This window comes from Hyalangium gracile, assembly GCF_020103725.1.
GTDB lineage: Bacteria > Myxococcota > Myxococcia > Myxococcales > Myxococcaceae > Hyalangium > Hyalangium gracile.
The window spans coordinates 222,604-248,295 of record NZ_JAHXBG010000008.1; the positions used below are offsets into that span (position 1 = coordinate 222,604).

Here is a 25,692-nt window from a genome sequence, read left to right on the forward strand (position 1 = left end):
CGAGAGGTTGTCAACTGGTTGGTTGAATACGGCCTCATGGCCACCGGCCCGGAGTGCCTGGGCACGGCTCGCTGCTACTTCTGGAAGGTCCAGGGGGTGTTGTCGCGCTTGCCGTCGAGGAACGGGAGCACCGTCGAGATCAGCCGGGGCGTGGTGAAGATGTCGTAGTGGGTCGCGTCGGGGATGATGGCCAGCCGGTTCTTGCTCTGGTTCTCGCGCTGCCAGCCGGCGTCGCGCAGGTCGCCTCCGAGCAGCTGGTAGAACTTCACCGCGTGCTCGAGCCGGAACATGTCCGAGTCGCCGTAGACCAGCATCACCTGCGCCTCGATCTTGGGGATCTCCTTCGACCAGTCGTACTTCTGGCGCATCAGGTCGCCGAGGATGCCGAGCAGCTTCGGGAAGTCGTCGACCTTCGGCGCGAGCGCGGCGTAGGTCTTGTACATCGGGGTCTCCTTCATGCCTTCGGCGGCCGCGGACGTCAGCTGGACCTGGAGCGCGCGCACGTCGGCGTGGAACCCGTCATCCGAGAAGCCGCACGAGACCAGCGCCAGGCGCCGCACGCTCTTCGGCTTCTGGATGGCCATCCGCAGCGCGACGCCGCCGCCCATCGAGTAGCCAATGACGTCGACCTGCTCGTGGCCGAGCCGCTTCACCAGGGCGGCCATGTCGTCGCCCTGCAGCTCGAGCTTCCACTCGCGCTTGCCGAGCGCGGTGCGGCCGTGGCCGTGCAGGTCGACGGCGATCACCTTGCGGCTCTGGGCGAGCTGCTCGAGCGCGGCGCCGAACATCTCGATCGAGCCCAGGCCGCCGTGGAGCAGCAGCACCGGCTCTCCCTTGCCGTGGACCTCGAAGTAGTAGTCGACGCCGTTGATCGACTGGCGGCCGGTCTGGACCGGCTTCGCCAGGGCGGCCGTGGCGGCGAGGAGAACGGCGAAACCCGCGAAACGACTGAGCGTTGCCAACATGTGAGCCTCCGGTGGATTCGTGCCTCAAATCCACGTCGAACGAGGCTCTGGAGGATCGACAGCGAATTTCGGCGGTATTTCCGCCCGGACTAGACCTCCTCGAACCTTGTGCCTGTGGCCCACATGCGCTCCAAGGCGTCCTTGATCTCCCCGGAGACGATCAGCGGGCCCGTCCACCCCTCACACCGGAGCACCCTGACGCTTCCGACCTTGGCCTTGTCGATGCGCAGGTCACGCACGGAGAAATAGCGACCCACCATGTCTGGGAGCCCGTCTTCATGAGTCCAGAGCTCGATCCGGGACGCTGTTTCGTCGATACAGCGGATGAGGCGTGTGGCAACGAGGATGAGGTACTGCTCCGGGTGTCCCTCCACGTCCACGGGGAGCAGTTGCACATCATCCGGCGCCAGCTCCGAGAACATGGCCGCGACCCGGACATGGACCACCGGGAGGCCAACGTTCGCTTCCGAGTAGTCCAGCGGCTTGCCCGCGATCTCGACGGGGATTCTCAAGCGCTCCGTGATGTGGACGGGCGTTCCGCACGTGAACTGCCTGTCATCCACCTGTCGGCCATGTCTGTCCGTCGGCGTGTTCAGGTGCCAGCGGTGCGGGACGTTCACATCGTCGGCCAGCTCGAAGAAACGCTTGGGCATAACCTCGGGTGGGTAGAGCCGCGCCCGTTACTCTCCCAGCCAGTAGAGATTGCGTCGGGTCCGCAAGATGCCTTCTAGAAACTCGGAGAAGGAACGAGCAACCGGCCCGCAGTACTTCGGGTTCGGCCATGCCTCATGGTAGCCATCCATGAGGGGATACCGTCCGTTCTCCTGCCTGCTCACGTCGAGCAAGACGTAGTTGCCGTCTTGAACATCGCAGATCGCGTAAGCGGAAGCTGGGCCCCACTTGTCCTCATCCTCGCCATAGATGGCCACCCTGGCCCGCTTGATCTTCGACAAGGGAAGGATCTGGTAAGGGCAGTCAGGGAGCCGCTCGAGCAGCTCTGCCCCGTTGCAGTGCCGGTAGAAAGAGCGCAGGTCTGGATCCAGCTTCCATCCCATGCGCTGCTCGAACTGCGCGATCTCCTCGGGTGTAGCGGGAGGATACGGGAAGTGAGCGCGTGATACCTCTTCCAGCAAGCTGCTGAGGGGAGCGGCCATCAGTAGTCCAGGTAGGGAAGATCAGGGCCCACGGTATTCCAGGGGGGCGCGCCTGCGTAACAAGCGGGATACGCCTTGTTGAAAAGGTCGTGAGTGTCGGGCGGCGCGGGGAGGATGTTCTCCGCGTCCGTAGGGTCGCCGCCGTGCAGAAGATCCCGGATGTGGTGTCCTGGCCACGACTTCCCATCCGCCGTTGGCCAGTTTCCGAATTTCCTGCTCCAGTCCTCGCGGAACTTCTTCCGGGCGTTCTCCCACAACTTGCGCTTCGCTTCGTTCTCGCCCTTCGTCAACTCGGGGTAGGTGCAGCAGCAATGAAAGAAAGCGCGGCGCCCTCCCGCCTGGACGCCTCCCCCTTGCCAATCGAGCTTGAGATCCGCCAGCCAGATGCAGCCCATGAGCTTGTAGCCCTCTATGGCGCACTGGCGTGTGCATGCATCCATGAACCGTTGATTGCACTGCCAGGGGCCATAGAAGAATGTCGGCTTGAAGCTACCGACCGCCGCACTGATCAGCGGTCCTTCCAATTTCCGCGCTGGCTGGGCTCCTGGGGAGGGCGATGGAATTGAACCGTTGGGCGCTCCGCACCCGGCAGAGAACACGAGGGCCGCCACAGTGGCACGTAGGCTCATGGAGGGCTCTCCGCCTTGGGGCTCTCCCTCGAGCTCAGAGCCGCTCGTCGATGGCGCGGTTGCTCATCTCGTCCGCGGCGGCGTTCATCGCTCGCGGGACGTGGACGAGCTTCACTCGGGAGAAGTCGTTGAGGAGCTTCACCGCCTCCTCATAGAGGGGGCGCAGGGAGGGGCTCTTCACCTGGTAGCGACCGCTGAGCTGACGGATGAGCAGCTCGCTGTCGGCGAAGACCTCGATCTCCTTGGCGCCCAGGGACTTGGCGTGCTTCAGGCCAATGAGCAGTCCCATGTACTCGGCGTAGTTGTTCGTCTGGTTGCCCAGGTACTTGCCGAGCCTGGCCACCACCTGGCCGCCGGGTTCAATCAGCACCGCGCCCGCGCCGCTGGGGCCCGGGTTGCCGCGGGCCGCTCCATCCGAGTACAGCCTCAAGCGAGGCGTGGCGCCGCGAGGCTCCTCGGCAGGGGCAGGGGCGGATTCAGCGGGGGCTTCCGGTGAGCCGGCCGCCAGCCGCTGGGCGACCTCCTCCAGGATCTGCCCCAGCCGCTCGCGGGTGAGCCCGCGAAACGCACGCACCGTCGCCGTCAGCGCCTCCTCGCGCGCAATGTGGCGGAGGATGTCTGCCTCGGTCGGCTTCGGCATGGCGGGACGGAGCGAGCGGAGCTACTTCGAGGTGGGCTCGGCGAGCGCTTCCACCGCGTAGATGATGCGGTGGCACGAGGGGCACACGTCCGTGCCCAGCGAGGTGCGCAGCTGGTTGTAGAGCTGCGGGGGCACGTTCATGTTGCAGCCCTGGCACGTGCCGGCCACCACACCGACCAGCGCGGGCAGCTTCTTCTTGCGGATCGCCTCGTAGCGGCGCAGCAGGTTGGAGTCCACCCCCGCGGCGGCGCCGGAGCGCTGGCCCTCGAGCGCCTTCACCTGGCTCTCGGCCTCGGCCAGCTTCGCGCGCAGCTCGCTCATCCGAGCGCCCAGCTGCTGCTGCCGGGTGGCGAACTCCGCCTCCTTGCCCTTCACCGCCTCGCGCGCCGTGGCCAGCGTTTTGGTGAGCTCCACCAGCTCGTCGGCCATGGTGAGGTTCGCCTTCTTGGCGATGTCGATCTCCCGCGCCAGCGCGGAGTACTCGCGAGTGGAGCGCTGCTCGGCCAGCCGCGCCTCCCACTTCTTCACCTTGTCCTTCTCGTCGGCGATGTTCTGCTCGAGCTGGAGCTTCTGGCGCTCGATATCCGCGAGCCGGTTCCTCTCGGCCTCGATCGCACTGCGCGCCGCGCCCAGCTCGCGCTCCAGTTCAGCGATCTGCTTGGGGTGGACGTCTGCGGCTTTGCGCAGGGCGGCGGCATCCATGTCCACCTTCTGCAGCTCCGCCAGAGCCTTCAATTTCTCCCGCAAAGTTGCTGCCTCCCACGAGGGCCACACCGGCGTGTGACCGGCGCACATCTACCAACAAAACGCATTGGGGTCCAACGCCGAGATGGCTCCGTGTTCATCCCGGCGCCTCGAAGGGGTGGGGTTTGAAACGGACCTTCGGAACCGCTAGACGGGCCCCGTGCACCACTTCCGCTCACTCTCCGCGCTCGCGCTCCTGGCACTCGCGCCCGCCTGCCGACCCTCCTCGGAGTCAAACCCGGCGCAGCCTGCCGCCACTCCCACCCCTCCGCCCGCCAAGGCCGCCGCCGCGCCTGTCGGGCGGGGCTTCATTGAAGGAGTGGTGCGGTTGGCTGGCACCCCGCCCCCTCCCATGCGCTATGAGACGACCCCCAGCGCCACGGACGCCTGTGGCGTGGATGTGGCCGACCGCTCGCTCACCGTGGGGGAGGGAGGCGCCCTGGCGCAGGTGGTGGTGTCGCTCGAGGGTGGGGCCTCGCTGCCAGCCGAGGGTGTCACCGCTCCGACCACCGTCCTGGACCAGCGCAGGTGCGTCTACGAGCCGGCGGCCCTGGCCGCCCGGGCGGGCACCACGCTGGAAGTGCGCAACTCGGACCCCGTCATGCACAATGTACGCGCGGCGGCCGGCGCCCAGCCCATCTTCAATGTGGCCATGCCCCTGGAGGGGATGAGCCTGCGCAAGCCGCTCCCCGCCGCTCCGGGCCTCATCCAGGTGAAGTGCGACGTGCACCCCTGGATGCGCGCCGTGGTGCGCACCTTCGATCATCCCTACTTCACCACCACGGATGCCCAGGGCCGCTTCCGGCTCGAAGTCCCAGAGGGCACCCACACCGTGGTGCTCTGGCACCAGCGCCTGCCCGAAGTCTCCAAGCCCCTCACCGTGAAGGCCGGAGAGACGGTCCGCCTGGAGCAGGAATGGGCCGTCAGCCAGCTCCAGGAGGCAGGGGCGGGTCAGAAGTGACGCCCCCCTGTCCGATCCGGGCACAGTAATCCCGGACTACGTCCTAAAGCTGGAGGGGCTTCGGACGGTGCTTTTCAGCAAGTCACCGGAATGTCGAGAATCGGAACCCTCATTCTGCTTTGGCGGCAAAATTGCTATCTAGTGGCGTGAATCCCACTGGGGAAGGACTCCCACATGCAAGCCAAGAAGCGCGCACAGAATGGGGCTGAGGTCCGCACCGAGGACGCCAAGGCGTCGCGTCCGGTGGGGATGCAGGCCATGGGACCGACGCTCTACGAGCAGATCCGCCGCGTCCTGGTCGAGATGAAGCTGGTGTCCGAGAATTGAACAGGACGCCGTGAAGCGCCGCGCCCTCATGGAGGGCGCGGGTGGTACGGGGCTCCCGCCTGGGGAGCCCTGATTCGGAGTGAGGACTCGCTGGGGTGTTTGAGACCCACCCCCCGCTAGATGTCCTCCTCCTCGTCGGCCTCGACGGGCTCCTCGTCGAAGGAGTCGAGATCCTCCTCGTCCTCGGCGGCCTCAGGCTCCTCGGGCTCCGGCTCGATGACCTTCGGAGCGGCAGCCAGGCGGCCACGGCGCCCCTCGGACGCCGGCTTGAGGGCCGGGCTCTCGCGCTGGTCTGCCCCGCACTTCGGGCAGAGCGGATCCGGCTTCTTCATGTCATAGAACTTCGTTGCGCACTTGAAGCAGACGTACTTTGTCCCGAGGTCCTTCGCCGGCATCTCGCCACCTTCTGAAACGAGGAAAGCTGAAACCCAAGGCGCGGGTGCATAGTTGGCCCTCGCAAAGGAGTCAACGGGACGTTTTGCACCCGAGGACTCTGGAGTAGCATCCCCCACCCGTTTCCCCAGCGCGCATCGGTCGCCCCCTTGAACTTCTCCTGTGACAAGTGTCAGAGGCGGTACTCCATCGCGGACGAGAAAGTCCGCGGGAAGACCGTCAAGGTCCGTTGTAAGAACTGCCAGAACGTCATCTCGGTCCAGGGGCCGCCCGCCGAGATGGAGGAGAGCACCCGCGTGGTGTCTCTCGCGGACGTAGAGCGGATCCGAGAGCAGGAGCGCGCGCTGATGGCCGCCTCGGCTGCTCCGGCCGCTACGGCTGGCGGCAACCCCTGGGAGGAGGAGCCCACCCGGGCTGCTCCGGCCCGTCCCGCGGCCGCGCCCTGGTTCGTGATGGTGAAGGGCAAGCAGGAGGGCCCGCTGGACGAGGCCGGCCTGCAGGCGCTCGTGGAGAGCGGCGCGATCAACACGCGCAGCTTCTTCTGGCAGCAGGGCCTGGCGGACTGGAAGCGCGGCGCGGACATCCCGGAGCTCTCCGGCATCTTCGCGGCGCCGCCTCCTGCCGCCGCGCCGCCGCCCGCGCCGCCGCTGCCGCCCGAGCCCTCCACCTCCAGCATGCGAGGGCAGCGGGGTGGAGCCGCCGCCCGGCAGCAGCCGGTGCAGCAGGAGGACGATGGCGCCTGGGACAACGTGCCCACCACGGTGGGGCGTGCCCCGGTCGCGGCCGGCAGGGAGCCGTGGGATCTGGATCCGCCCGCGGCCGCGCAGCCGCAGCAGGCCCAGCAGCAGCCGGCGTGGGACTTCGACGCCGCGCCGCGGCAGGAGCAGCAGGATCAGCCCGCCTGGGACGAGCCCGCGCCTCAGCATCAGGAGGAGCAGCAGGATCAGCCCGCCTGGGACGAGCCCGCGCCTCAGCAGCACCATCATCATCAAGAGGAGCAGCAGGATCAGCCCGCCTGGGACGAGCCCACCGAGCCCACGCCGCAGCAGCAGCGCACCGCCGCGCGCGGGGGCAACAACAAGGCGGGCGTGGCGGATGATCTGTTCTCCGACCTGGACCTGCCGGACAAGAACGACCAGCTGGATCAGCCCGAGCCGCCGACGTCGGTGAACCCCGAGCCGGATCCGCTGGCCGCGGTGGGCGGGGGCAAGCCGGGTCGCGATGGGAAGAAGCCCGTCGAGGACACGCGCTACTTCATGGCGAAGTCCGGCGTCACCAAGCGCAACCCGGTGTGGAAGGTGGCGCTCTTCATCCTCATCCCCATCTTCCTGGTGGTGGGCGGGGCGTTCGCCGCGGACCGGCTGAACGTGGTGCCCAAGGTGAAGGTGGTGAACGCGCAGGGGCAGACCGAGGAGAAGTCCCTGTTCTTCTCGGGCGAGGGCCGCAACGAGCTGCGCGACCTGCTGATGGGCAAGAAGAAGACGGCGCCTCCCACGCCGCCGCCGACGCCGGCCGCCAACGACAAGAAGCCGACGCCGGGCGGCTCCGCGCCGAAGCCGGATCCGAGCTCTCCCGAGGAGACGAAGGCCGCGGTGCCGGAGACGGGCAAGTCCGCCGCGGAGCTCGACGCGCTCTACGGGGATGGCTCCAAGACGGAGGTCAACCCCGAGGTGCGCAAGGACACCGAGGTGGCGGCCAAGGATGCCGAGAGCACGGGCGGGCTGCCGGCCGAGGACATCATGAAGGTGGTGGCGGCGTCCCAGGGCGCCATCCAGGGCTGCGTGGAGACGGAGCTGCGCAAGAACCCCTCCTTCAAGGGTGGCAAGGTGATGCTGGTGGCCACCGTGGGCACCTCGGGCACGGTGAAGGGGGCGAAGCTGGACCGCAAGGAGCTGGACTCCTCCGCCGTGGGCGACTGCATCAAGAAGAGCGCCAGGCGGATGGTCTTCCCCGCCTTCAAGATGGAGGACGGCTCGGCGGAGATGGACGTGGAGATCCCGCTGGTCCTCTCCTCCGGAGCGAGGTAACAGGCGCGCATGTACCTGGGACGCGTCCTCGGCACGGTGGTGTGCGAGCGGAAGTACGAGGGGCTCGAGGGCAAGCGGTTGCTGGTGGTCCAGCCGCTGGACCACAACCGCGAGCCCACGGGCAGCCCGGAGGTGGCCGTGGACACGGTGTCCGCGGGCCGCGGGGAGCTGGTGTACCTGGTGGGCAGCCGCGAGGCGGCCCTGGCGCTGGAGCCCACGTTCGTGCCGGTGGATGCCGCCATCGTCGGCATCGTGGACGCGGTGGACGTATGAACCTGTGCAAGGTGCTCGGCAGCGTCACCTCCACCCTCAAGCACCCGGCCTTCGAGGGCCGGAAGCTGATGGTGGTGCAGCCGCTGGATGAGAAGCAGCAGCCCACGGGCAAGAGCTTCATCGCGGTGGACCACACCTCCTCGGCCGGGCCGGGGGACGTGGTGCTGGTGATGCGCGAGGGCGGCGGGGTGCGGCAGATCCTCGGCGACAAGACGCTGCCCATCCGCTCGCTCATCGTCGGAGTGGTGGACGGGGTGGACACGTGAGCGAGGGCTTCGTGCCGCTGCCGAAGCTGCGGGCGGACGTGGTGGACACGTCCCGCCGCATGCACGAGTACGGCTGGGTGGCCAACCACGACGGCAACGTCTCGGTGCGGCTCAAGGGTGGGCGCTTCCTCATCACCTGCACGGCGGTGTCCAAGCGGGACGTGGACGACGCCTCGCTGCTGGTGGTGGACGCCCAGGGCAAGGTGCTGGAGGGGCGGCGCAAGCCCTTCAGCGAGCTGGAGCTGCACCTGGCCGTCTACCGGGCTCGGCCGGAGGTGATGGTGGTGCTGCACGCGCACCCGCCGGTGGCCACCGCCTTCGGCCTGGTGGGGCAGGAGCTGTCGCCCATCGCGCTGCCGGAGATGGTGGTTTCGCTGGGGGACCGGGTGCCCACGCTGCCGCGCGCGATGCCCCGGGAGCCCGAGGGCGTCAAGCGCGTGGAGGCCGCCGCCGCCGAGTACGACGCCTTCCTGCTGGCCGGCAACGGTGCCCTCACGATGGGCGAGGACATGACGCAGGCCCTGCTGCGCATGGAGCTCGTCGAGCACTACGCGAAGATCCTCATGGCCGCCCGCTCGCTGGGGCCGGTGCAGCCGCTGGCGCCGGGAGACGTGCAGAAGCTGCTCGAGGCGCGCAAGAAGGCGGGCCTTGGACCGCGCCGCTAGCACCTCGGAGCGGCTGCCGCGCACGGTGGTGGTGCTCGGCCTGGTCTCGCTGCTGACCGACGTGAGCAGCGAGATGATCTTCCCCCTGCTGCCGGCCTTCCTCGCCGCGCGTCTGCCGGCGGTGCCGCTGCTGCTGGGGACCATGGAGGGGCTGGCGGATCTGGTGTCCGCGCTCCTCAAGTACCAGTCCGGCGTGTGGGCGGACCGGGCGCAGCGGCTCAAGCCGCTGGTGCTGCTGGGGTACGGCGTCTCCAGCCTGGCGAGGCCGATGATGGCCTTCGTCACGGCGGTGTGGCAGCCGCTGCTCATCCGCTCGCTGGATCGGGTGGGCAAGGGCGTGCGGACCAGCCCTCGCGACGCGATCATCGCCCACACCGTGCCCGCGGGCCTGCGGGGCCGCGCCTATGGCTTCCATCGAGGCATGGACCATGCGGGGGCGGCGCTCGGGTCGCTGGTGGCGCTGCTGCTGCTGGCGGCCGGGATGAAGGTGGAGCATGTCTTCCTGGCGGCGGCCGTACCGGGCTTCCTGGGCGTGCTGGCCATCCTCATGGCGTCCGAGCCACAGCGCGAGCAGGCCCCGGCGCAATCCGGAGGCGCTGGGCGAGAGCCCGTGCCGCGGCGGCTGGCCTGGTACCTCGTCCCGGTGGTCCTCTTCGGGATCGCGAACTCCACGGATGCCTTCATCCTGCTCAAGCTGAGCGAGGAGGGCGCCAGCCCGACCCTGCTGCCCCTGGCGTGGCTGATGCTGCACGTGGTGAAGGCGGCAGTCTCCTATCCGGCGGGGTGGCTGGCGGACCGGCTCGGCGCGCCGCGCCTGGTGATGGTGGGGTGGCTGCTGTACGCCTTCTGCTACGTGGGGCTCTCGAGGGTGCACGGCGTGACGGGCACGCTCGTCGTCATGGCGGTGTACGGGCTGCACTACGCGCTCTCCGAGGGCGCGGAGAAGTCGCTGCTCACCTCGCTGGTGCCGGCGACCGCCCGGGGGCGCGCGTTCGGGCTCTACAACGGCCTGAAGGGAGGCGCGGCGCTGGCGGCCGGGCTGCTCTTCGGGGCGGTGTGGACGCGGTGGGGAAGCTCCGTCGCCTTCGTCATGGCGGGGATCATCGCGGCGGTGAGCGCGATCCTGCTCGTGCTCTTCCTGCCGCGTGCCCGGCCCTCCGAGACGGCCTGAGGGCTACAGATCGAAGTTCCCAGGGGGCGGCTGCTTCTTCTTCGCCCGCTGGCGCGCCTGGCGCACCTGGGCGCGCAGCGCTTCGGTGGCCTCGGTGTCCACCCAGCCCGTGTCCAGGTCGATGATGTCACCCTCGCGCGCCTCCGCGGGCAGCTCGGCGCGAGGACGGGTCACCTGCCGACCCTCGATGATGAGCACCGCCACTTCCTCCTCGAAGCGATCCACCGTGGCCTTTGGCATGGGCGTTCCTCAGGGATTGCAGTCTCTGGCGGGAGAGCGTTCCTTCATCGCATCTTCCCGAGAGGTGTACGTGACGAGGTTCTCGGCGTGGATCTTCTTCACGATGGGGCAGGTGGCCTTGTGGAAGATCTGCTTGTGCCGGCTGGCGTAGTACAGCTCGCCGGAGCCTCTGCTCTTCTTTCCGGTGCGGACGGCGCGCTCCTCGCCTCGCTTGGGGCTGACCTCCACCACCTTGTCGAAGCGCGAGAGGTCCACGTCCGGCGCCTTGGCGCTCACGGCCTTCGCGGCGGCCGGCTTCACCTCGGGCTTCGCGGGCTCCGGCTTCGCGGGGGCGGGGGGCGGCGTCAGCGCGATGAAGGGCAGGGCGTTCTTGTCCTCGGGCACGAAGACATGCTCGGCGTTCGGGGACTCGCCGGCCTGGAGCTTCTGGGTGGTGAGGACGAACTTCTCCCCGTCGCTCACCGCATGCACCTCGCCCACGACATCGGTGCGGAACAGCTGCGCGTTCACGGCCTTCAGCCGAGCCAGCGTGGCCTGGCCCGGCGCGTGCTTCTCACCCAGGCTGATGATGGCGGCCTGGGGGCCCACCCGCTGGAGGAAGGGCTCGGTGGTGGCGAGGTCCGCTCCGTGCGCCGCCACCTTGAGCAGCGTGGAGCCCAGCTCCGCTCCGCCGTTCAGCAGCGCGGCCTCCGTCTCGGACCGTGCGTCGCCCGCGAAGATGACGGACGTCTTCCCATGCACGAGGCGCAGGACGATGGAGTTGGCCTCGTGCTGCGCGGCCATGCCGTTGCCGGAGGTCTGCACCGCGAGCAGCGGATGGCTGGGCGCCCGGGGCCACAGGACGGTCAGCTCCACATCCTTGCCCAGCGGCAGGCGCATCAGCTCCTGGGGCTGCGAGGGGTTCGGAGCCGGTGAGAAGATCGCCACCCCTTGCGAGCCGAGCGTCGTGAGGAGCGTGTCGTACTCGGGCGGGTTGCCCGGCAGCTGGGGCTCGAGGAGCTGGCGCGGGTTGGCGATCTTCTGCACCACCTCCATGGCGCCGTAGTGGTCCGGGGCCGGGTGGGTGAGGACGACGAGATCCAACCGCGCGGCGAGCAGCTCCGGGAGCCGGTTGATGAGGTGGTTGACGGCCGAGGCCGGGCCGGCGTCGACGAGGACGGTGCGTCCCTCGGGGGAGACGATGAGCGCGGAGTCGCCCTGTCCCACGTCGAGGAAGTAGACGTGGAGCTTCCCGTCCGGCGCGCTGCCCAGGAAGTGGGTCGTCGCGCTGGCGCGAGGGGCCGGCGCGGGGGCGGGGGGAGGGGGCGGCTCCTGCTTGCACGCGGCGACGAGCAGCAGGCCCAACAGTGGCAGCAGGCGCGCGTTCATGGGTTGCAGTCCTCGGCGGGCCGGCGCTCACGGGCAGCGGTGGCACGGCTCGTATACACCTTGCGCTCCTTCGTCTTGGCCCGCTTGAGCGTGGAGCAGTCCTCCCGATGGAAGACCTCGCTGCCCTTGAGGCTCACGAAGCGCAGGACGTTCGTGGGGGCCGGCGCCGGGGGGCTCTCGACAGCGGCGGGCGCGGGCGTGGACGCGGGCGCGGGCAGCCTTCCCGAGGCCAGGATCGTCTCCTTCCCGGAGCGAGCGGAGGCGGGAGGCGCGACGGCGGGGACGGGCCGGGGCGTGGGGCTCGTGGGCGCTGGGGAGGCGCTCGCGGTGGCGGTCCGCACCTCGCCTGGGACGACGAAGCGCGAGGTGTCCCCCTTCTCGGCCTGCAGGGTGACGGTGGTGCCGTCGCTCACGGCCTTGACCTCCCCGTGCTGGTCGGTGCGGAACACCCGGGCGCCGGTGGCCTCGAGCCTCGAGAGCGCCTCGGGGGTGGGGTGGCCGTAGTCGTTGCGCGCGGCGCAGGAGATGACCGCCGCCTTGGGCTTCACCGCCGCCAGGAACGCCTCCGTGGAGGAGTGCTTGCCGCCGTGGTGCGCCACCTTCAGCACGGTGGAGGTGTAGTCCACCTGCTTGCGGAGCAGGGCCTCCTCGGTGTCCGGCTCCGCGTCCCCCGTGAAGAAGAACGCCGTGCGGCCATAGGTCAGCCGCATGACGATGGAGTTGGAGTTCACGTCCGAGCGGGTGCTCTTGAGGAACGGCTCGCGCGGGTAGCGGGGCCAGTAGACGGTGAGCAGGGCGCCCTCGCCCAGCCCGATGGTGAGGAAGCTCTCCGGCGTCTGGGGGTTCGGCTCGGGCGTCATCACCTGGCCGACCTCCTGGCCCACGTACTCGAGCAGATCCCGGTAGGCCGCGCTCGGGTGGTCGAAGCCAGGGTCCATGTAGCGCCGGGCTCCCACCGCCCCGATGGCGTCCTTCATGCTGCCCAGGTGATCCAGGTGCGGGTGGGTGAGGATGACCAGGTCCAGCGGCGCCTGGACGAGCTGCCGCAGCCGGGCCGCCAGATGCTCTCCGGCCTCCGGAGGCCCGCCGTCGATCAGCACCGTCTTGCCCGTGGGCGAGACGACGAGCGCCGCGTCGCCCTGGCCCACGTCGAAGAAGTACACCGCGAGGGGCTTGCCGGGAGCGGTGGGGGCAGGGGCGGGGGCAGGCTGCGCCAGGCCTGGCAGGGCCGTGAGGAGGAGGACGAGGAGGCTGAGCAGCCGGAAGGGGGACATCACAGGGCGACTCTAGCGCCTGCCACCCCCTGTGAGGCACCCGGCAAGCACCCAGGCGGACTCGTCCGAATGCTTCCCGAGGGGCCCCCATCTGGGCTACATCCGCTCCATGGCTCAGGCTGATGACGTGAACCAGGTCGTCGACGAGATCGCCGACCGTGTGCGCCGCAGGATGCAAGCCCTCCGAGCAGGCAAGGAGCAGCCCTGCACCGCTTCCCCCGGGCCCGCCGCACGGGACTCCGGCGCCTCCACTCGCAGTGCGGGTGACGGGGCGGGAACCAGTGGGAGCTCCAAGGAGTGTGCGCCCTCCTGCGATGTGTGCCCCAACGTGGACAGCTGCGGTACCGTGGGAGCCATCAAGGCGGGGGCGGCACGCATCTCGCCGGAGTCCATCCGCACCAGCGCGGACATCGCCCCCTACATCGACCACACGCTGCTCAAGCCCGAGGCCAGCCGCGAGGAGGTCATCAAGCTGGCCGAGGAGGCGCGCAAGCACGGGTTCGCCACGGTGTGCGTGAACTCGGTGAACGTGGCGCTGGCGGCGCGGATCCTGTCCGGCTCGAAGACGGTGCCCATCGCGGTGGTGGGGTTCCCGCTCGGCGCGGCGCTGCCCAGCGCCAAGGCCTTCGAGGCGCGTGAGGCCATCCGCTGCGGCGCGAAGGAGATCGACATGGTGATCAACATCGGCGCGCTGAAGGCGAAGGACTACGCGCTGGTGTTCAAGGACATCTCCATGGTGGTGGAGGCCAGCCGGCCGCACCCGGTCAAGGTCATCCTCGAGACGAGCCAGCTCACCCACGAGGAGAAGATCTCCGCCTGCGCGCTGTCCAAGGCTGCGGGCGCCGCCTTCGTGAAGACGTCCACGGGCTTCAGCTCCGGCGGGGCCACCGCCGAGGACGTGGCGCTGATGCGCAAGGTGGTGGGCGACGACGTGGGGGTGAAGGCCTCTGGCGGCGTGCGCTCGTCCGAGGACGCGATGAAGATGATCCAGGCCGGAGCCAACCGCATCGGCGCCTCGGCGTCGGTGGCCATCATCACCGGCCAGAAGTCCACCGCGAAGTACTGACCACCGATTGAGGCCCGGGGGAGCGCCGTGACGGACGCCCAGCGAGAGGAACTGCGCAACCTGCTGCTCGGGCTGCACGCCGAGCTGACTGGCAAGGCGCCGCTGAAGATCGAGCCCAACCGGACGGATGACGCGAAGGTGGGCGGCGACGAGGACGAGCAGCCGCTCAACGAGATGATGCAGGCGATTGCCTCCAGCCGGAACCGGAACATGGACGGCGTGCTGGCGCGCGTGGTGAAGGCGCTGGGCAAGCTGCGCAACGATCCGGACAGCTTCGGCGAGTGCGAGGACTGTGGCGACGAGCTGCCGTATGGGCGGCTCAAGGCCATGCCGTACGTGGAGTACTGCGTGGAGTGCCAGGGCAAGAAGGACAAGCCCAAGGGTGGGCCCACGCGCAAGAAGCTCACCGACTACACCTGAACGCGTCACGCGGGGCCCCGGGAGACGGGGCGAGGAGGCGGGACATGGACATCACCAGGCTGAGGGAGCAGGCGGAGGCGTGGCGCAAGGCGGATCCGGACCCGAACACCGCGGAGGAGCTGGCGCGGCTGCTGACAGCCGGGGATGCCGCGGAGCTGGCGGACCGCTTCGCGGGCAACCTGGAGTTCGGCACCGCGGGGCTGCGCGGCGTGCTGGGCGCGGGGCCCAACCGGATGAACCGGGCGGTGGTGCGCCGCACCACGGCGGGGCTGGCGCGCTACCTCAAGGCCCAGGTGCCGGACGTGGCCACGCGCGGCGTGGTGGTGGGGCGGGATGGGCGGAGGATGAGCGCCGAGTTCGCGGAGGACACGGCCTGCGTGCTCGCCGCCGAGGGCATCCCCGCGCTGGTGTTCCCCACGCTGGCTCCGACGCCGCTGACGGCGTTCGCCACGCTGCACCTGAACGCGGCGGCGGCGGTGATGGTCACCGCCAGCCACAACCCGCCCGAGTACAACGGCTACAAGGTGTACTGGGGCAATGGCGCGCAGATCATCCCTCCGCACGACAAGGGGATCGCCGCCGCCATCGACGCGGTGGAGCCCGCCAACGAGGTGCGGCTGCTGACTCCGGCCGAGGCTCGCTCCAAGGGGCTGTGGCGGGAGCTCCAGGCGGATGTGGGAGAGGCCTACCTGAAGGCCATTCTGGGGCTGCGGATGTATGGGCGCGGCTCGGACACGCTCGCCATCGTCTATACGGCGATGCACGGCGTGGGCGGCGTGTGGATGGACCGTGCCATCCGTGCGGCGGGCTTCTCGCGCTTCCACGTCGTGGCTGAGCAGCAGCAGCCGGACGGAACCTTCCCGACGGTGCGCTTCCCGAACCCCGAGGAGCCTGGCGCGATGGACCTGTCCACCGCCGTCGCCGAGCGCGAGAAGGCGCAGCTGGTGCTCGCCAACGATCCGGACGCGGATCGGCTCGCGGTGATGGTGCGTGACGGGGAAGGCAAGCTGCGCATGCTCACCGGCAACGAGGTGGGCGTGCTGCTGGGCCACTACCTGCTCACCCAGGGCACCAAGAAGGCCCGGCCCTATGTGGCCACCACCATCGTCTCGTCGGTGCAGCTCGGGCAGATCGCCCACGAGCTGAACGCCGCGTATGACGAGGTGCTGACGGGCTTCAAGTGGATCGCCAACCGCGCGCTGGAGCGCGAGCGGAGCGAGAGCATCCAGTTCGTCTTCGGCTACGAGGAGGCGCTCGGCTACACGGTGGGCACGGTGGCGCGCGACAAGGACGGCATCAGCGCGGGCCTGGTGTTCGCGGACCTGGCGGCGTGGTGCGAGTCTCGCGGGACGACGGTGCTCGGCTACCTGGAGGAGATCCAGCGCCGGCACGGCCTCTTCGTCGGGGGGCAGCGCAACTTCACGTTCAAGGGCGCGGAGGGGGCGCAGACCATCGCGCGCATCATGGAGGGCTTCCGTGCCGCGCCTCCGGAGCGCGTGGGGGCCTACGCCGTCCAGAACTCCAAGGACTACAAGAAGCGCGAGGCGCGCAGGGGCGGGAAGGTGGAGCCGCTCACCCTGCCGTCCTCGAACGTCATCGCCTACGAGCTGGAGGGCGGCCACCGTGTCACCCTGCGGCCCTCCGGCACCGAGCCGAAGATCAAATACTACTTCGAGCTGAAGGAGACGCTCGGAGCCGGTGAGCCCATGGCCCAGGCCCGTGCTCGGGCGGAGGGGCGGCTCCAGGCGTTGATGGATGCCTTCGTGGCGCTCGCGCGTGATCGCGGGCAGCCCGCCTGAGTCTCCTGCTGCGTCAGCTCCGTTTCCCCTGGCCGCGCTCGTCGCGGCCTCTCACCGAGGGTGTTTCGTGAAGCGTCTCGTTGCTGGGTTCTTCCTCTGCTCGCTCCTCGCCGCCACGGGGGCGTTCGCGCAAGAGGAGCAGGCCTCCTACGGCCGTGGACAGGGCTGGTCCCTGCTGGCGGGCGATACCGTGGGCGCCAACCAGAATGTCCTCTCGGCCCAGATCGGTTGGCCGGGCCTCTCGCTGGGGCTGCTCCACGGCGCCAGCTCCCGGTTGGACCTGGGCGGCAAGTTCACCTTCAACTACGGCCAGGAGGGCATCGTCGAGATCGTCGAGCCCGGCATCAAGCTCCAGGGCTGGGTGCGGCTGATGCTGGCGCGCACGCCCCAGGCCACGCTGGCGCTCGTCTTCCAGCCCGGGCCGCTCTTCTACTTCCACGATGGAGACACGGACGTGGGCCTGGCGCTGCCGGTGTCGCTGGTGGCCGGCATCCCGGTGGGCAGCGCCATCATGCTCAACCTGGGGCTGGACGTGCCCTTCCACGTCTACTTCGGCTCCGGCGGCGGTCCCGTCTTCCCCCTCCTGGCGGGAGGGGGGCTGGAGTACTTCATCGACCGCAGCCTGCAGGTGAACTTCAACGTCCGGATGGGGCCTTCCATCATCCCGGAGTCAGGCCGCCGAGGGCGCAGCGACGCGTACTTCACCCTCGAGGCCCTGATGGGCGTGGCCTGGCGCCTCTGAGAGGTTCAGGCCGTCCTTGGAGGTTCCTGGAGGCGCCTCGCTCGAGCGACGCGGCGACGCCTGGGGTGTGGCGGACGTATTCTCGCGGCACCATGAAACGACCCCCCTTGCGGTGGGCGTGGCTGCTGCTGTGCAGCGCGCTGGCAGCCTGTGCGACGACCTCAGCTTCCTCGCTCGAGAGCGTGGAGGACGACGACGCGGGAGAGATCGTCTCGTTCGAAGAGGCGTGCACCGAAGAGAGCAGCCTGCTGGCGCTGTGCGCCGGAGAGCGGTGCGGGCTGTACCGATGCCGCGAGGTGATGGAGCAAGCCGGCGCGGGCCGCGTGGTGCTTACCCGTGGCGGACCGCCGGTGCTGCCTGGCCCGCAGGCGGGACCCCTGCGCTACCGGGGGAGCGCGCAGCAACTGCCTCGGGACACGCGGCCCGTGTTCATCATCCCGTGGAGACACAGGCAGGAGCTGCTACCCAGTCAGCAGAAGCTGCTGGAGGAGCAGGCGGCGGAGCGCAGCCAGCCGCACGAGCGCCACCACATCTTCCCCCGTGCGTTCAGAGCGTGGTTCGGCCTCCAGGGCATCGACATCGACGAATACGTGATACCGCTGCTGGTGACGAAGCACCGAAGCATCCACCTGGGAGCGAATGGCGGCCCGTGGAACGCTGCCTGGCGGAAGTTCATCGAAGCGCACCAGGAAGAGGGCGTTACGAAAGAGGAGATCTATCGATACGCAGGACAGCTCATCTACGAGTTCGAGCTGTTCGGTCCAGTGGTGCCGTACTGGAAACAGCCGCCACCGCTGCCTCTGGGGTATTGAGGAACCGATGCGATTCTACTGGCTGCGCAACGTCCCGCGCCCACGTTACCCAGGGGGGTATACGGACGGCCGCACCTGGTTCCTGCCGGGAGTGCACTGCCCGCTGTGTGGTGCGACAGGGGGGACGACCGCGAATGCCTATCCCTCGGTGGATCTGTCCCTGCTGCCGGCTCAGGAACAGGGGAAGTATTTGGCGCGCCTGGAGGAGGACTATGCGGAGTTCGAGCGGTTGCGCGAGCAGGTACGCCCGCTCGTGCCCGCCGGAGCCCACCTCTGGCCGGGGACGGGCTTCGGCCCCATGAACGGCTCGGCCCAGGGAGAGTTTGGTCCGCTGGTGCTCGTCAACCCCTGGGAGCTGCTGATGAAGCCCGAGCCCTTGCAGCGCCTGCAGGCCGAGGGACTGCGTGGCCTGAAGGGATGCCGCACGGCCCTGCGCTTCCGCAAGAAGAACCCGCCCGAGCTGCTGGAACTGGAGCTTCTGCCCGGAGGCGACCTTCACCCGGACTGTCTGTCGGAACGCCCCACGCCCTGCCCGAAATGTGAGCGCATCGGCCTCAAGCGTCCGGAGGAACCCATCCTGGACGCGGCCACGCTGCCAGGAGAGCTGGACGTGTTCCGGCTGGCTGCCTTCAAGACGATGCTCATCGGCACCGAGCGGTTCGTCGAGACGGTGCGACGGCTGGGCTACGAGCAGGACATCGCCTTCCGCGAACTGCCTGTGCGCTCGTAGCCAGCTGCGACTACCAGGAGCGGACCTGCTCCGCGGGCAGCTCCACCGTGAAGATGTTGCCGCCGGTGGGGCGGTTCTTCACCGTCAGCCGCGTGCCCAGCGTCTCCGCGCGCTCGATCGTCGCCTGCATCGCGTCCTCGACGATGACGCTCGCCCCGGTGTCCTGCACCCGCAGCCGCGGGCCGTAGTCACCGAACGGATCCGCCGGCTCCACGATGACCCGGAGCACGTGCGCGCGGTCCGTCAGCGCCTTCATCGCCGCGGCCGCCGTGGCCACCATGTGCTCGATGATCTGCGCGAACTGGCGCCGCGGCAGCTCCACCTTCACCGTCTCGGTCGGCAGGTGGTAGTGGATGTCCACGTTGTCCAGCCGGCCCTCGGTCAGCATCTGCGCCACCACGTCCTGCGCCAGCTCGCTCAGGTCCAGCGGCAGTGTCTCGCGCAGGTAGGCATCCAGCGAGACGACGTTGTCCAGGCTCGGCGCGGTCTGGGGCGCGACCATTTCCGTCGGAGACTCCACCGACAGGGTCTTGCGAGCGGTTGCCGTCGTTGCCGAAGTCGCCATCATCTCGCCACCTCCACCGAGTGCCGCCTCTTGGACGGCCGGGCAGGAGAAGTTCCAAACCGTATAATCCCACCTGCTAGATGCGTGCCTAGTTTTTGTCCTGAAAACTTCTTCTCGTCTCTCTGGAATTGTCGCCGTTGCCCAAGAGAAATCATGGGGTTGGCAGCCCCCACCGCTCCCGGAATTCGAGAAAAGGAAGGCATGCCTACACAGAGGGGTGGGTCAACCGTGAATCCTGGTCAGTCCTGACCCGGGTGTTTTCCGACTCTCACCAGCAGGTGGGGTTTATCGGGATTCCTGCTCGTAGGGCGTTCCGAGCGCCGCTGGAGCGCTGCTGCGCTGGCCCTGGATGGTGAGCAGCAGCAGGGTGAGCAGGTACGGCAGCGCGAGCAGGAAGCCCTGGGGGACGACCTCCAGGATCTGCGGAGCGCTGGAGGCCAGCCCGATGCGCAGGGCGTTGCCGAAGGCGAAGAAGGAGGCGGCCCCGAAGGCGCCCAGCGGCGTCCAGCGTCCGAACACCATGGCGGCCAGGGCCATGAAGCCCAGGCCCGCGGGGGTGTGCTGCTCGAAGCGGTCCAGCACCGCGGTGGAGAGCACCGCGCCGCCCAGGCCCGCCAGCAGGCCTCCTCCGAGCACCGCGCCCCAGCGCAGCGCCGGCACGCTCAGGCCCAGGGTGGCCACCGCGTGGGGCTTCTCGCCCACCGCGCGCAGCCGCAGGCCCATGGCGGTGTGGTTGAGCACCGCGTGGAAGATGAAGGGCAGCACCAGCGCCAGGTACGCCAGCCCCGGGTGGTCCGAGAGCGCGCGCAGCAGGGGCACATCGTGAATCAGGGGCAGCTTCCAGCGCGGCAGCTGCGCGATGGGCGGCGTGCCGTTGGGGCTGTAGAGCGCCTCCAGCAGGAAGGTGCCCCCGGCGAGCGCCACCAGGTTGATGGCCATGCCCGAGACGACCTGGTCCGAGCGCCAGCGGATGCTCAGGTAGCCATGGATGGAGGCCAGCGCCGCGCCCGCCACCATCCCCACCATCACCCCCAGCGGGGTGGGCATGTACAGCGCCGCCACCGCCGCGACGAAGGCGCCGGCGCGCATCTGCCCCTCCAGGCCCACGTTCACCACGCCCGCGCGCTCGGAGAGCACACCTCCCAGGGTGGCGAAGATGAGCGCGGGGGCCGCGTCCAGGGTGGAGAAGAGGAGCGCCTCGAGGATCTCAAGCACGGGGCACCTCGGCGGGGGCGGCAACGGCTCGGCGTTTGCGCAGCAGCGCCAGCCACACCAGGCGGCCCGCGACGAAGAGCAGCGCCAGGCCCTGGATGAGCTCCGGGAAGCTCTTGTGGACGCCCAGCAGCTGCATCCGCGTGCCCCCGGCGCGCAGGGCTCCGAAGAACAGCGCGGTGAGCGTCACACCCAGCGGGTTGCTGTTTCCGATGAGCGCGATGGCGATGCCGTCGAAGCCATAGGGCGCCCCCAGCACGCCGGGGTAGCGGAACTCGGTGCCCAGCACCAGCACCGCGCCGGCCATCCCCGCCAGCGCCCCGGCCATCGCCATGGCCTCGGCCGCGCGCTGCTTCACGGGGATGCCCGCCGCCCGCGCCGCGTCCGCGCCCAGGCCCGCCGCCCGGGTCTCGAAGCCGCGCCGGGTCCGGTTCAGCCACACCCAGACGAGCAGCGCCACGAGCAGCGCCACCACGAAGCCCAGGTTCAGCCGGGAGATGTCTCCCAGCAGCCGGGGCAGCCGCGCGGTGGCGTGGATCTCCGCCGTGCCGGACACCGACTGGCCCGAGCCGGCCGCCGCGCGCAGCGGGCCCACCACCAGCCAGTTGTCCACCAGGCTCACCGCCACCCAGTTGAGCATGATGGTGGAGATGACCTCATGGACGCCGCGCCACAGCTTGAGGGCCGCGGCGATGAGCGCCCAGGCCGCTCCGGCGAGGGCGGCGGCCAGCAGCGCCATGGGGATGTGCAGGGGGCCGGGGGCAGACACCTGCGCGCCCACCACCGCCGCCACCAGCGAGCCCACCACCATCTGGCCCTGCGCGCCGATGTTGAACAGGCCGGCCTTGAAGGCCACCGCCACCGACAGGCCGGTGAGGATCAGCAGGGCCGCCTTGCCCGCGGCCTCACCCAGCGGCCGGGCCAGCAGCGCGCCGTCGCCCACCTCCAGGTACCGGGGCCACTGGCCCAGGCCTCCATAGAGCATCTGGAGGTACGCCTCGCCGGCGATCTTCACGTCCCGTGTCAGCGCGATCGCGATCCAGCACACCACGAGCGCCAGCAGCACGGACAGGATCGACGGTACCGCGGCGCGCCACTTCTCACCCATGGCTCGACCCCGTTCCCAGCATTCGACCGCCGATCTCCCGCTCGTCGAACTCGGGCCGGGTGAAGGTGCCCGTCACGCGCCCCTCGAAGAGCACGTAGACGCGATCGGCCATCGTCAGCACCTCCTCCAGGTCCAGCGAGATGAGCAGCACGCCCACGCCTCGGGCCCGCTCCTCGCGCAGCCGCGAGTGCACCTGGGCCACCGCGCTGATGTCCAGCCCGCGCGTGGGCTGCACCACCACCACCAGCTTCGGCTCGCAGTCCAGCTCGCGCGCCACCACCACCTTCTGCTGGTTGCCTCCCGAGAGCGCCTGGATGGGGAGCAGCGGATCCGGCGGCCTCACGTCATACGCGCCCAGGAGCTTCCGCGTGCGCTCCCGCCGCCCCTTGAAGTCCAGCCAGGGGCCCCGCGCGAAGGGCGGCAGGCCCTGGCGGCCGAGCGCCACGTTCTCCTCCACGCTCATGCCCTTGACCACCGCGCGCCGCAGCCGGTCCTCGGGCACGTGGCTCAGGCCGCGCCGTCGCGCCTCGTCCGGGTTCAGGCCCCGCAGCGGCTTGCCGAGCAGCGTCCCGCCGCCGTCCTCCAGCGGGCGCAGGCCCGTGAGCACCTCGGCCAGCTCCCGCTGCCCGTTGCCGTCCACCCCGGCGATGCCGACGATCTCCCCGGCGTGCACGGTGAGCGACACCCCGTTCAGCGCCATGCCCCCGCCATCGGTGCGGGCCTTGAGGTTGGTGGCCTCCAGCACCACCGGGCCCGTGGGCGGCTGGTAGGGCTGGATCGCCGCGCCGGCCGGACGGGCCTCGCCCACCATGAGGTTGGCCAGCGCGTCCGCGCTCGTCTCCGCCGCCTTCACCTCGGCGACCCGTTTGCCGCGGCGCATGACGGCGATGCGCTCGGCCACGCTGAGCACCTCGCGCAGCTTGTGGCTGATGAAGACGACGGTGTGCCCCTGCTCCTTCAGCCCGCGGGCCACCCGGAACAGATCCTCGGCCTCCTGCGGGGTGAGCACGGCGGTGGGCTCGTCCAGGATGAGCACCTTGGCGCCGCGGTGCAGCGCCTTGACGATCTCCACCTTCTGCTGCGAGCCCACCGAGAGCGTGTCCACCCGGGCCCGCACATCCAGCTGGAAGCCGAAGCGCTGGCAGGTGGCCGTCACCTCGGCGTGCGCCCGCTCCACGTCCATCCGCCCCCAGCGCGTGGGCTCGCGGCCGAGCACCACGTTCTCGGTCACCGTGAGGGTGGGCACCAGCATGAAGTGCTGATGCACCATGCCGATCCCCCGGGCGATGGCGTCCCGGGGGCTCTTGAAGCGGACCGGCTTGCCGTCCAGCAGGATGTCACCCGAGTCCGGGTGATAGAGCCCGTACAGCACGTTCATCAGGCTGGACTTGCCCGCGCCGTTCTCGCCCACCAGCGCGAGCAATTCGCCCGCGTGGATGTCGAGCGACACGTCGTCCAACGCCGCGACGCCGCCGAACCGCTTGTGGATGTGGCGAAGGGAGATCAGGGCGTGGCCTGGAACGCGTTGAGCTCCTCCAGCGTCCCGGGGACCTTCAGCTCCCCGGAGATGATGCGCTGGCGCAGCGCCTCCACCTTCTGGAGGGCCTCGGCCTTGCCCGGGAAGTCCACGCGGACCTCGGCGTAGCCCACGCCGCCGTCCTTGAGGCCCAGCACCTGATCACCCGAGGAGAACTTGCCCTCGGCCAGGTCGCGGCAGGCGTTGTAGATGGCCAGGTCCACGTGCTTGAGCATGGAGGTGAGGATGATGTCCGGGCCCAGGTGCGACTGGTCCGAGTCCACGCCGATGGCGTACACCGTCTTGCCCGCCGCCTTGGCCTCCTTCACCGCCTGGATGACGCCCAGGCCGTCCGCGCCCGCCGCCTGGTAGACGACGTCCGCGCCCTTCTTGAGCAGGTCCTGCGCCACCTGCTTGCCGGCCGCCACGTTGTCGAAGCTGCCGGTGTAGACGGCCATCAGGCCCGCCGCGGCCTTCGGGTTGGTCATCTTCACGCCCGCGCGGAAGCCCGCCTCGAAGCGCTTGATGAGGGGCACCTCCATGCCGCCCACGAAGCCAATCTTGCCCGTCTTGGACGCCAGACCCGCCAGCGCGCCCACGAGGAAGCTGCCCTCATGCTCCTTGAAGGTGACGGTGCGCACGTTGGGCAGCGTGTACGGCTTGAAGTCCTTGTCCATCAGCAGGCTGTCCACCAGGAGGAACTTGGCGCTGGTGTTCTTCTGCGCCACCGCCTCCACCGCGGTCTCCAGCAGGAAGCCGTTGCCGATGGTCAGGTCCGAGCCCTGCTCCACCAGCAGCTGCAGGTTGGGCTCGTAGTCCTCCGGGGACTTGCTCTGGATCACCAGCGGCTCGATGGGCTGCGCGGTGATGGGCGGCTGGAGCGTGGCCAGATCCGCGGTGATGGCCTGCTTGATCTCGTCCGCGCTGGCCTGGACGTACTTGCCGCCGTCGTACTTCTTGCCCGCGGCGAAGATCTCCAGGCCTCGGAGCGCCGCGTCATTGAAGGAGTGGTCTCCGCGGCCACCCACGTCCACGACGAGACCTACCTTGAAGGTCTTCGGCGCCGGGGGCGGAGGCGGCTTGGCCTCGGCCTGGGCCTCTGGCGGCTTGGCCGGCGCGGCGGGAGCAGGGGGCGGTTCTTCCTTCTTGCAGGCGCCGAGCAGCGCCACAAGGGCCAGGGCAGACAGGCGGAGGGTTCGGGTCATGATCGCGTATCTAGCAGATGATGGACCCGATGGAAGGGGTAGGCTATGGGCACGATCGTGAGACCCTACGAGCTCATCAAGGCCAAGCGGGAAGGCCGGACGCTGGATCCGGACGCCATCCGCGAGTTCATCACCGCCTACACCCGCGGTGACGTCCCCGACTACCAGATGTCCGCCATGTGCATGGCCGTCTTCTTCCGCGGCCTGAGCGCCGTGGAGCTGGGCGCGTGGACGCGCGCCATGCTCGAGTCCGGCGAGGTGCTGGATCTGTCCGAGACGCCTGGCGTCAAGGTGGACAAGCACTCGACCGGCGGGGTGGGGGACAAGGTCTCCCTGAGCCTGGCGCCGCTGGCGGCCGCCTGCGGGGTGCCCGTGCCGATGATCTCCGGCCGCGGGCTGGGGCACACCGGCGGCACGCTGGACAAGCTGGAGTCCATCCCCGGCTTCCGGGTGGACCTCTCGGTGGCCGACTACCGGCGGCTCGTGCGGGACGTGGGCGCCTGCCTCATCGGGCAGACGGCGACGCTGGCCCCCGCGGACAAGAAGCTCTACGCGCTCAGGGACGTGACGGCCACCGTGGACTGCATGCCGCTCATCGCCAGCTCCATCATGAGCAAGAAGCTGGCGGAGGGCATCGACGCGCTCGTGCTGGACGTGAAGACGGGCAGCGGCGCCTTCATGAAGCGCCTGGAGGACGCGCGCGAGCTGGCTCGGACGATGATCGGCATCGGCACGCAGATGAAGCGCAAGGTGACGGCGCTCATCACCGACATGGATCAGCCGCTGGGGCGCGCGGTGGGCAACGCGCTCGAGGTCATCGAGGCCGTGGACATGCTGCGCGGCAAGGCCCCCGAGGACTACACCGAGGTGACGCTGGCGCTCACCGCGGAGATGCTCGTGCTGGGCGGCAAGGCGGCCACCGTGCAGGAGGCGCGGGCGCGATTGACGCGCTCGGTCGAGGACGGCAGCGCGCTGCGCAAGCTCCAGGAGATCGTCCAGGCGCAGGGCGGCAACCCGCGCGCCATCGAGGACTACTCCCTGCTGCCCCAGGCCCGGGCCACGGCGGACGTGCTGGCGCCGGGTGACGGTTTCGTCACGGGCATCGACACGGAGGCGGTGGGGCTGGCGGCGGTGGCGCTGGGGGCGGGCCGGCAGCGGGTGGACAGCCTCATCGATCCCGCGGTGGGCTTCACGCTGCTGCGCAAGGTGGGCGAGCCGGTGAAGGCCGGCGAGCCGGTGGTGCGCGTGCACTACAACAACGAGGGTCCGCTGAGGGACGTGAAGGAGCGGCTGCTCTCGGCCTACCGCTTCGGTCCTCAGGCGCCCGCGCCGCGCCCGCTCATCGTCGAACGCCTGGAGTAGGCCTCACGAGCACCTCGCGTGTCATGAGTCCTTGATGACGTGGGGGGTCTTGTGGGAG

Annotated in this window: 29 protein-coding genes; 14 read left to right on the forward strand and 15 right to left on the reverse strand. The window is 69.5% G+C overall.

Features of this window, described 5'->3' with window-relative positions:
- Positions 1 to 74 precede the first annotated feature (74 nt).
- The 6 genes from KY572_RS18300 to KY572_RS18325 form a co-directional block, all read right to left on the reverse strand.
- The gene (locus KY572_RS18300) at positions 75 to 965 is read right to left on the reverse strand and encodes an alpha/beta fold hydrolase (RefSeq protein WP_224244101.1); all 891 of its coding nucleotides are present in this window, start codon (positions 963 to 965) and stop codon (positions 75 to 77) included.
- Between the two features lie 89 nt (positions 966 to 1,054).
- Complete coding sequence (locus KY572_RS18305; RefSeq protein WP_224244103.1) at positions 1,055 to 1,618, reverse strand: imm11 family protein; 564 nt, start codon at positions 1,616 to 1,618, stop codon at positions 1,055 to 1,057.
- Between the two features lie 27 nt (positions 1,619 to 1,645).
- Complete coding sequence (locus tag KY572_RS18310; RefSeq protein ID WP_224244104.1) at positions 1,646 to 2,119, reverse strand: SMI1/KNR4 family protein; 474 nt, start codon at positions 2,117 to 2,119, stop codon at positions 1,646 to 1,648.
- Positions 2,119 to 2,748 carry a hypothetical protein gene (locus KY572_RS18315; protein ID WP_224244106.1) on the reverse strand — a complete coding sequence of 210 codons (630 nt, stop codon included), beginning with the start codon at positions 2,746 to 2,748 and terminating at the stop codon, positions 2,119 to 2,121. The genes KY572_RS18310 and KY572_RS18315 overlap by 1 nt, the downstream gene beginning before the upstream one ends.
- A gap of 34 nt (positions 2,749 to 2,782) precedes the next feature.
- Positions 2,783 to 3,388 carry a ribonuclease HI family protein gene (locus KY572_RS18320; RefSeq protein WP_224244107.1) on the reverse strand — a complete coding sequence of 202 codons (606 nt, stop codon included), beginning with the start codon at positions 3,386 to 3,388 and terminating at the stop codon, positions 2,783 to 2,785.
- 21 nt (positions 3,389 to 3,409) lie between these two features.
- Positions 3,410 to 4,135, reverse strand: a complete 726-nt coding sequence (locus KY572_RS18325; RefSeq protein WP_224244108.1) for a zinc ribbon domain-containing protein — start codon at positions 4,133 to 4,135, stop codon at positions 3,410 to 3,412.
- 319 nt (positions 4,136 to 4,454) lie between these two features.
- Here KY572_RS18325 and KY572_RS18330 point away from each other — a divergent pair, with 319 nt between their 5' ends.
- Together KY572_RS18330 and KY572_RS18335 are read left to right on the forward strand one after the other, a co-directional pair.
- A complete protein-coding gene (locus tag KY572_RS18330; protein WP_224244360.1) occupies positions 4,455 to 5,093 on the forward strand; it encodes a cupredoxin domain-containing protein in 639 nt (212 codons plus the stop codon).
- A 174-nt stretch (positions 5,094 to 5,267) separates the two neighbouring features.
- Positions 5,268 to 5,420 (forward strand): hypothetical protein, encoded by a 153-nt coding sequence (locus tag KY572_RS18335; RefSeq protein ID WP_224244109.1) that lies wholly within the window; start codon positions 5,268 to 5,270, stop codon positions 5,418 to 5,420.
- Between the two features lie 116 nt (positions 5,421 to 5,536).
- Here KY572_RS18335 and KY572_RS18340 read toward each other — a convergent pair whose 3' ends face one another.
- Positions 5,537 to 5,815, reverse strand: coding sequence for an FYDLN acid domain-containing protein (locus KY572_RS18340; protein WP_224244110.1), 279 nt, complete (start codon positions 5,813 to 5,815; stop codon positions 5,537 to 5,539).
- A gap of 147 nt (positions 5,816 to 5,962) precedes the next feature.
- Between KY572_RS18340 and KY572_RS18345 the strand changes: the two genes are divergently transcribed.
- The 5 genes from KY572_RS18345 to KY572_RS18365 are packed head-to-tail and all read left to right on the forward strand — an operon-like array spanning position 5,963 to position 10,215.
- Complete coding sequence (locus KY572_RS18345) at positions 5,963 to 7,840, forward strand: AgmX/PglI C-terminal domain-containing protein (protein ID WP_224244111.1); 1,878 nt, start codon at positions 5,963 to 5,965, stop codon at positions 7,838 to 7,840.
- A gap of 9 nt (positions 7,841 to 7,849) precedes the next feature.
- On the forward strand, positions 7,850 to 8,113 hold the full coding sequence (locus KY572_RS18350) for a EutN/CcmL family microcompartment protein (RefSeq protein WP_224244112.1): 264 nt from the start codon (positions 7,850 to 7,852) through the stop codon (positions 8,111 to 8,113).
- Positions 8,110 to 8,379, forward strand: coding sequence for a EutN/CcmL family microcompartment protein (locus KY572_RS18355; RefSeq protein WP_224244113.1), 270 nt, complete (start codon positions 8,110 to 8,112; stop codon positions 8,377 to 8,379). Before KY572_RS18350 ends, KY572_RS18355 begins: the two co-directional genes overlap by 4 nt.
- Complete coding sequence (locus KY572_RS18360; RefSeq protein WP_224244114.1) at positions 8,376 to 9,044, forward strand: class II aldolase/adducin family protein; 669 nt, start codon at positions 8,376 to 8,378, stop codon at positions 9,042 to 9,044. Before KY572_RS18355 ends, KY572_RS18360 begins: the two co-directional genes overlap by 4 nt.
- Entirely contained in the window at positions 9,028 to 10,215 is a 1,188-nt protein-coding gene (locus tag KY572_RS18365) for an MFS transporter (protein WP_224244115.1), read from the forward strand. The genes KY572_RS18360 and KY572_RS18365 overlap by 17 nt, the downstream gene beginning before the upstream one ends.
- A gap of 3 nt (positions 10,216 to 10,218) precedes the next feature.
- On the opposite strand, the gene KY572_RS18370 is transcribed toward KY572_RS18365, so the two are convergent.
- The 3 genes from KY572_RS18370 to KY572_RS18380 are packed head-to-tail and all read right to left on the reverse strand — an operon-like array spanning position 10,219 to position 13,097.
- A complete protein-coding gene (locus KY572_RS18370; RefSeq protein ID WP_224244117.1) occupies positions 10,219 to 10,455 on the reverse strand; it encodes a DUF3006 domain-containing protein in 237 nt (78 codons plus the stop codon).
- A gap of 9 nt (positions 10,456 to 10,464) precedes the next feature.
- On the reverse strand, positions 10,465 to 11,823 hold the full coding sequence (locus KY572_RS18375; protein ID WP_224244118.1) for a ComEC/Rec2 family competence protein: 1,359 nt from the start codon (positions 11,821 to 11,823) through the stop codon (positions 10,465 to 10,467).
- Complete coding sequence (locus KY572_RS18380) at positions 11,820 to 13,097, reverse strand: ComEC/Rec2 family competence protein (protein WP_224244119.1); 1,278 nt, start codon at positions 13,095 to 13,097, stop codon at positions 11,820 to 11,822. Before KY572_RS18380 ends, KY572_RS18375 begins: the two co-directional genes overlap by 4 nt.
- A gap of 346 nt (positions 13,098 to 13,443) precedes the next feature.
- Between KY572_RS18380 and deoC the strand changes: the two genes are divergently transcribed.
- The 6 genes from deoC (at position 13,444) to sitI6 (ending at position 18,666) form a co-directional block, all read left to right on the forward strand.
- Positions 13,444 to 14,163, forward strand: a complete 720-nt coding sequence (gene deoC / locus KY572_RS18385) for a deoxyribose-phosphate aldolase (protein WP_317987866.1) — start codon at positions 13,444 to 13,446, stop codon at positions 14,161 to 14,163.
- A gap of 27 nt (positions 14,164 to 14,190) precedes the next feature.
- Positions 14,191 to 14,583, forward strand: coding sequence for a TraR/DksA family transcriptional regulator (locus KY572_RS18390; protein ID WP_224244121.1), 393 nt, complete (start codon positions 14,191 to 14,193; stop codon positions 14,581 to 14,583).
- A gap of 44 nt (positions 14,584 to 14,627) precedes the next feature.
- Entirely contained in the window at positions 14,628 to 16,382 is a 1,755-nt protein-coding gene (locus tag KY572_RS18395) for a phospho-sugar mutase (RefSeq protein ID WP_224244122.1), read from the forward strand.
- Positions 16,383 to 16,449: 67 nt separating this feature from the next.
- Entirely contained in the window at positions 16,450 to 17,124 is a 675-nt protein-coding gene (locus KY572_RS18400; protein WP_224244124.1) for a hypothetical protein, read from the forward strand.
- 92 nt (positions 17,125 to 17,216) lie between these two features.
- Positions 17,217 to 17,936 carry a SitA6 family polymorphic toxin lipoprotein gene (gene sitA6 / locus KY572_RS18405; RefSeq protein ID WP_224244126.1) on the forward strand — a complete coding sequence of 240 codons (720 nt, stop codon included), beginning with the start codon at positions 17,217 to 17,219 and terminating at the stop codon, positions 17,934 to 17,936.
- A gap of 7 nt (positions 17,937 to 17,943) precedes the next feature.
- Positions 17,944 to 18,666, forward strand: a complete 723-nt coding sequence (gene sitI6 / locus KY572_RS18410; protein WP_224244128.1) for a SitI6 family double-CXXCG motif immunity protein — start codon at positions 17,944 to 17,946, stop codon at positions 18,664 to 18,666.
- A 10-nt stretch (positions 18,667 to 18,676) separates the two neighbouring features.
- Here the strand turns inward: sitI6 and KY572_RS18415 are convergent, their stop codons facing one another.
- The 5 genes from KY572_RS18415 to KY572_RS18435 form a co-directional block, all read right to left on the reverse strand.
- The gene (locus KY572_RS18415; RefSeq protein WP_224244129.1) at positions 18,677 to 19,234 is read right to left on the reverse strand and encodes an ATP-binding protein; all 558 of its coding nucleotides are present in this window, start codon (positions 19,232 to 19,234) and stop codon (positions 18,677 to 18,679) included.
- Positions 19,235 to 19,516: 282 nt separating this feature from the next.
- Positions 19,517 to 20,446 (reverse strand): ABC transporter permease, encoded by a 930-nt coding sequence (locus KY572_RS18420; protein WP_224244131.1) that lies wholly within the window; start codon positions 20,444 to 20,446, stop codon positions 19,517 to 19,519.
- Positions 20,439 to 21,551, reverse strand: a complete 1,113-nt coding sequence (locus KY572_RS18425) for an ABC transporter permease (protein WP_224244132.1) — start codon at positions 21,549 to 21,551, stop codon at positions 20,439 to 20,441. The genes KY572_RS18420 and KY572_RS18425 overlap by 8 nt, the downstream gene beginning before the upstream one ends.
- Positions 21,544 to 23,001, reverse strand: a complete 1,458-nt coding sequence (locus KY572_RS18430) for an ABC transporter ATP-binding protein (RefSeq protein ID WP_224244134.1) — start codon at positions 22,999 to 23,001, stop codon at positions 21,544 to 21,546. Before KY572_RS18430 ends, KY572_RS18425 begins: the two co-directional genes overlap by 8 nt.
- A 53-nt stretch (positions 23,002 to 23,054) precedes the next feature.
- Positions 23,055 to 24,272 carry a BMP family lipoprotein gene (locus KY572_RS18435; protein ID WP_224244136.1) on the reverse strand — a complete coding sequence of 406 codons (1,218 nt, stop codon included), beginning with the start codon at positions 24,270 to 24,272 and terminating at the stop codon, positions 23,055 to 23,057.
- A gap of 57 nt (positions 24,273 to 24,329) precedes the next feature.
- Here KY572_RS18435 and KY572_RS18440 point away from each other — a divergent pair, with 57 nt between their 5' ends.
- Positions 24,330 to 25,634, forward strand: coding sequence for a thymidine phosphorylase (locus tag KY572_RS18440; RefSeq protein WP_224244138.1), 1,305 nt, complete (start codon positions 24,330 to 24,332; stop codon positions 25,632 to 25,634).
- Positions 25,635 to 25,692: the final 58 nt, after the last annotated feature.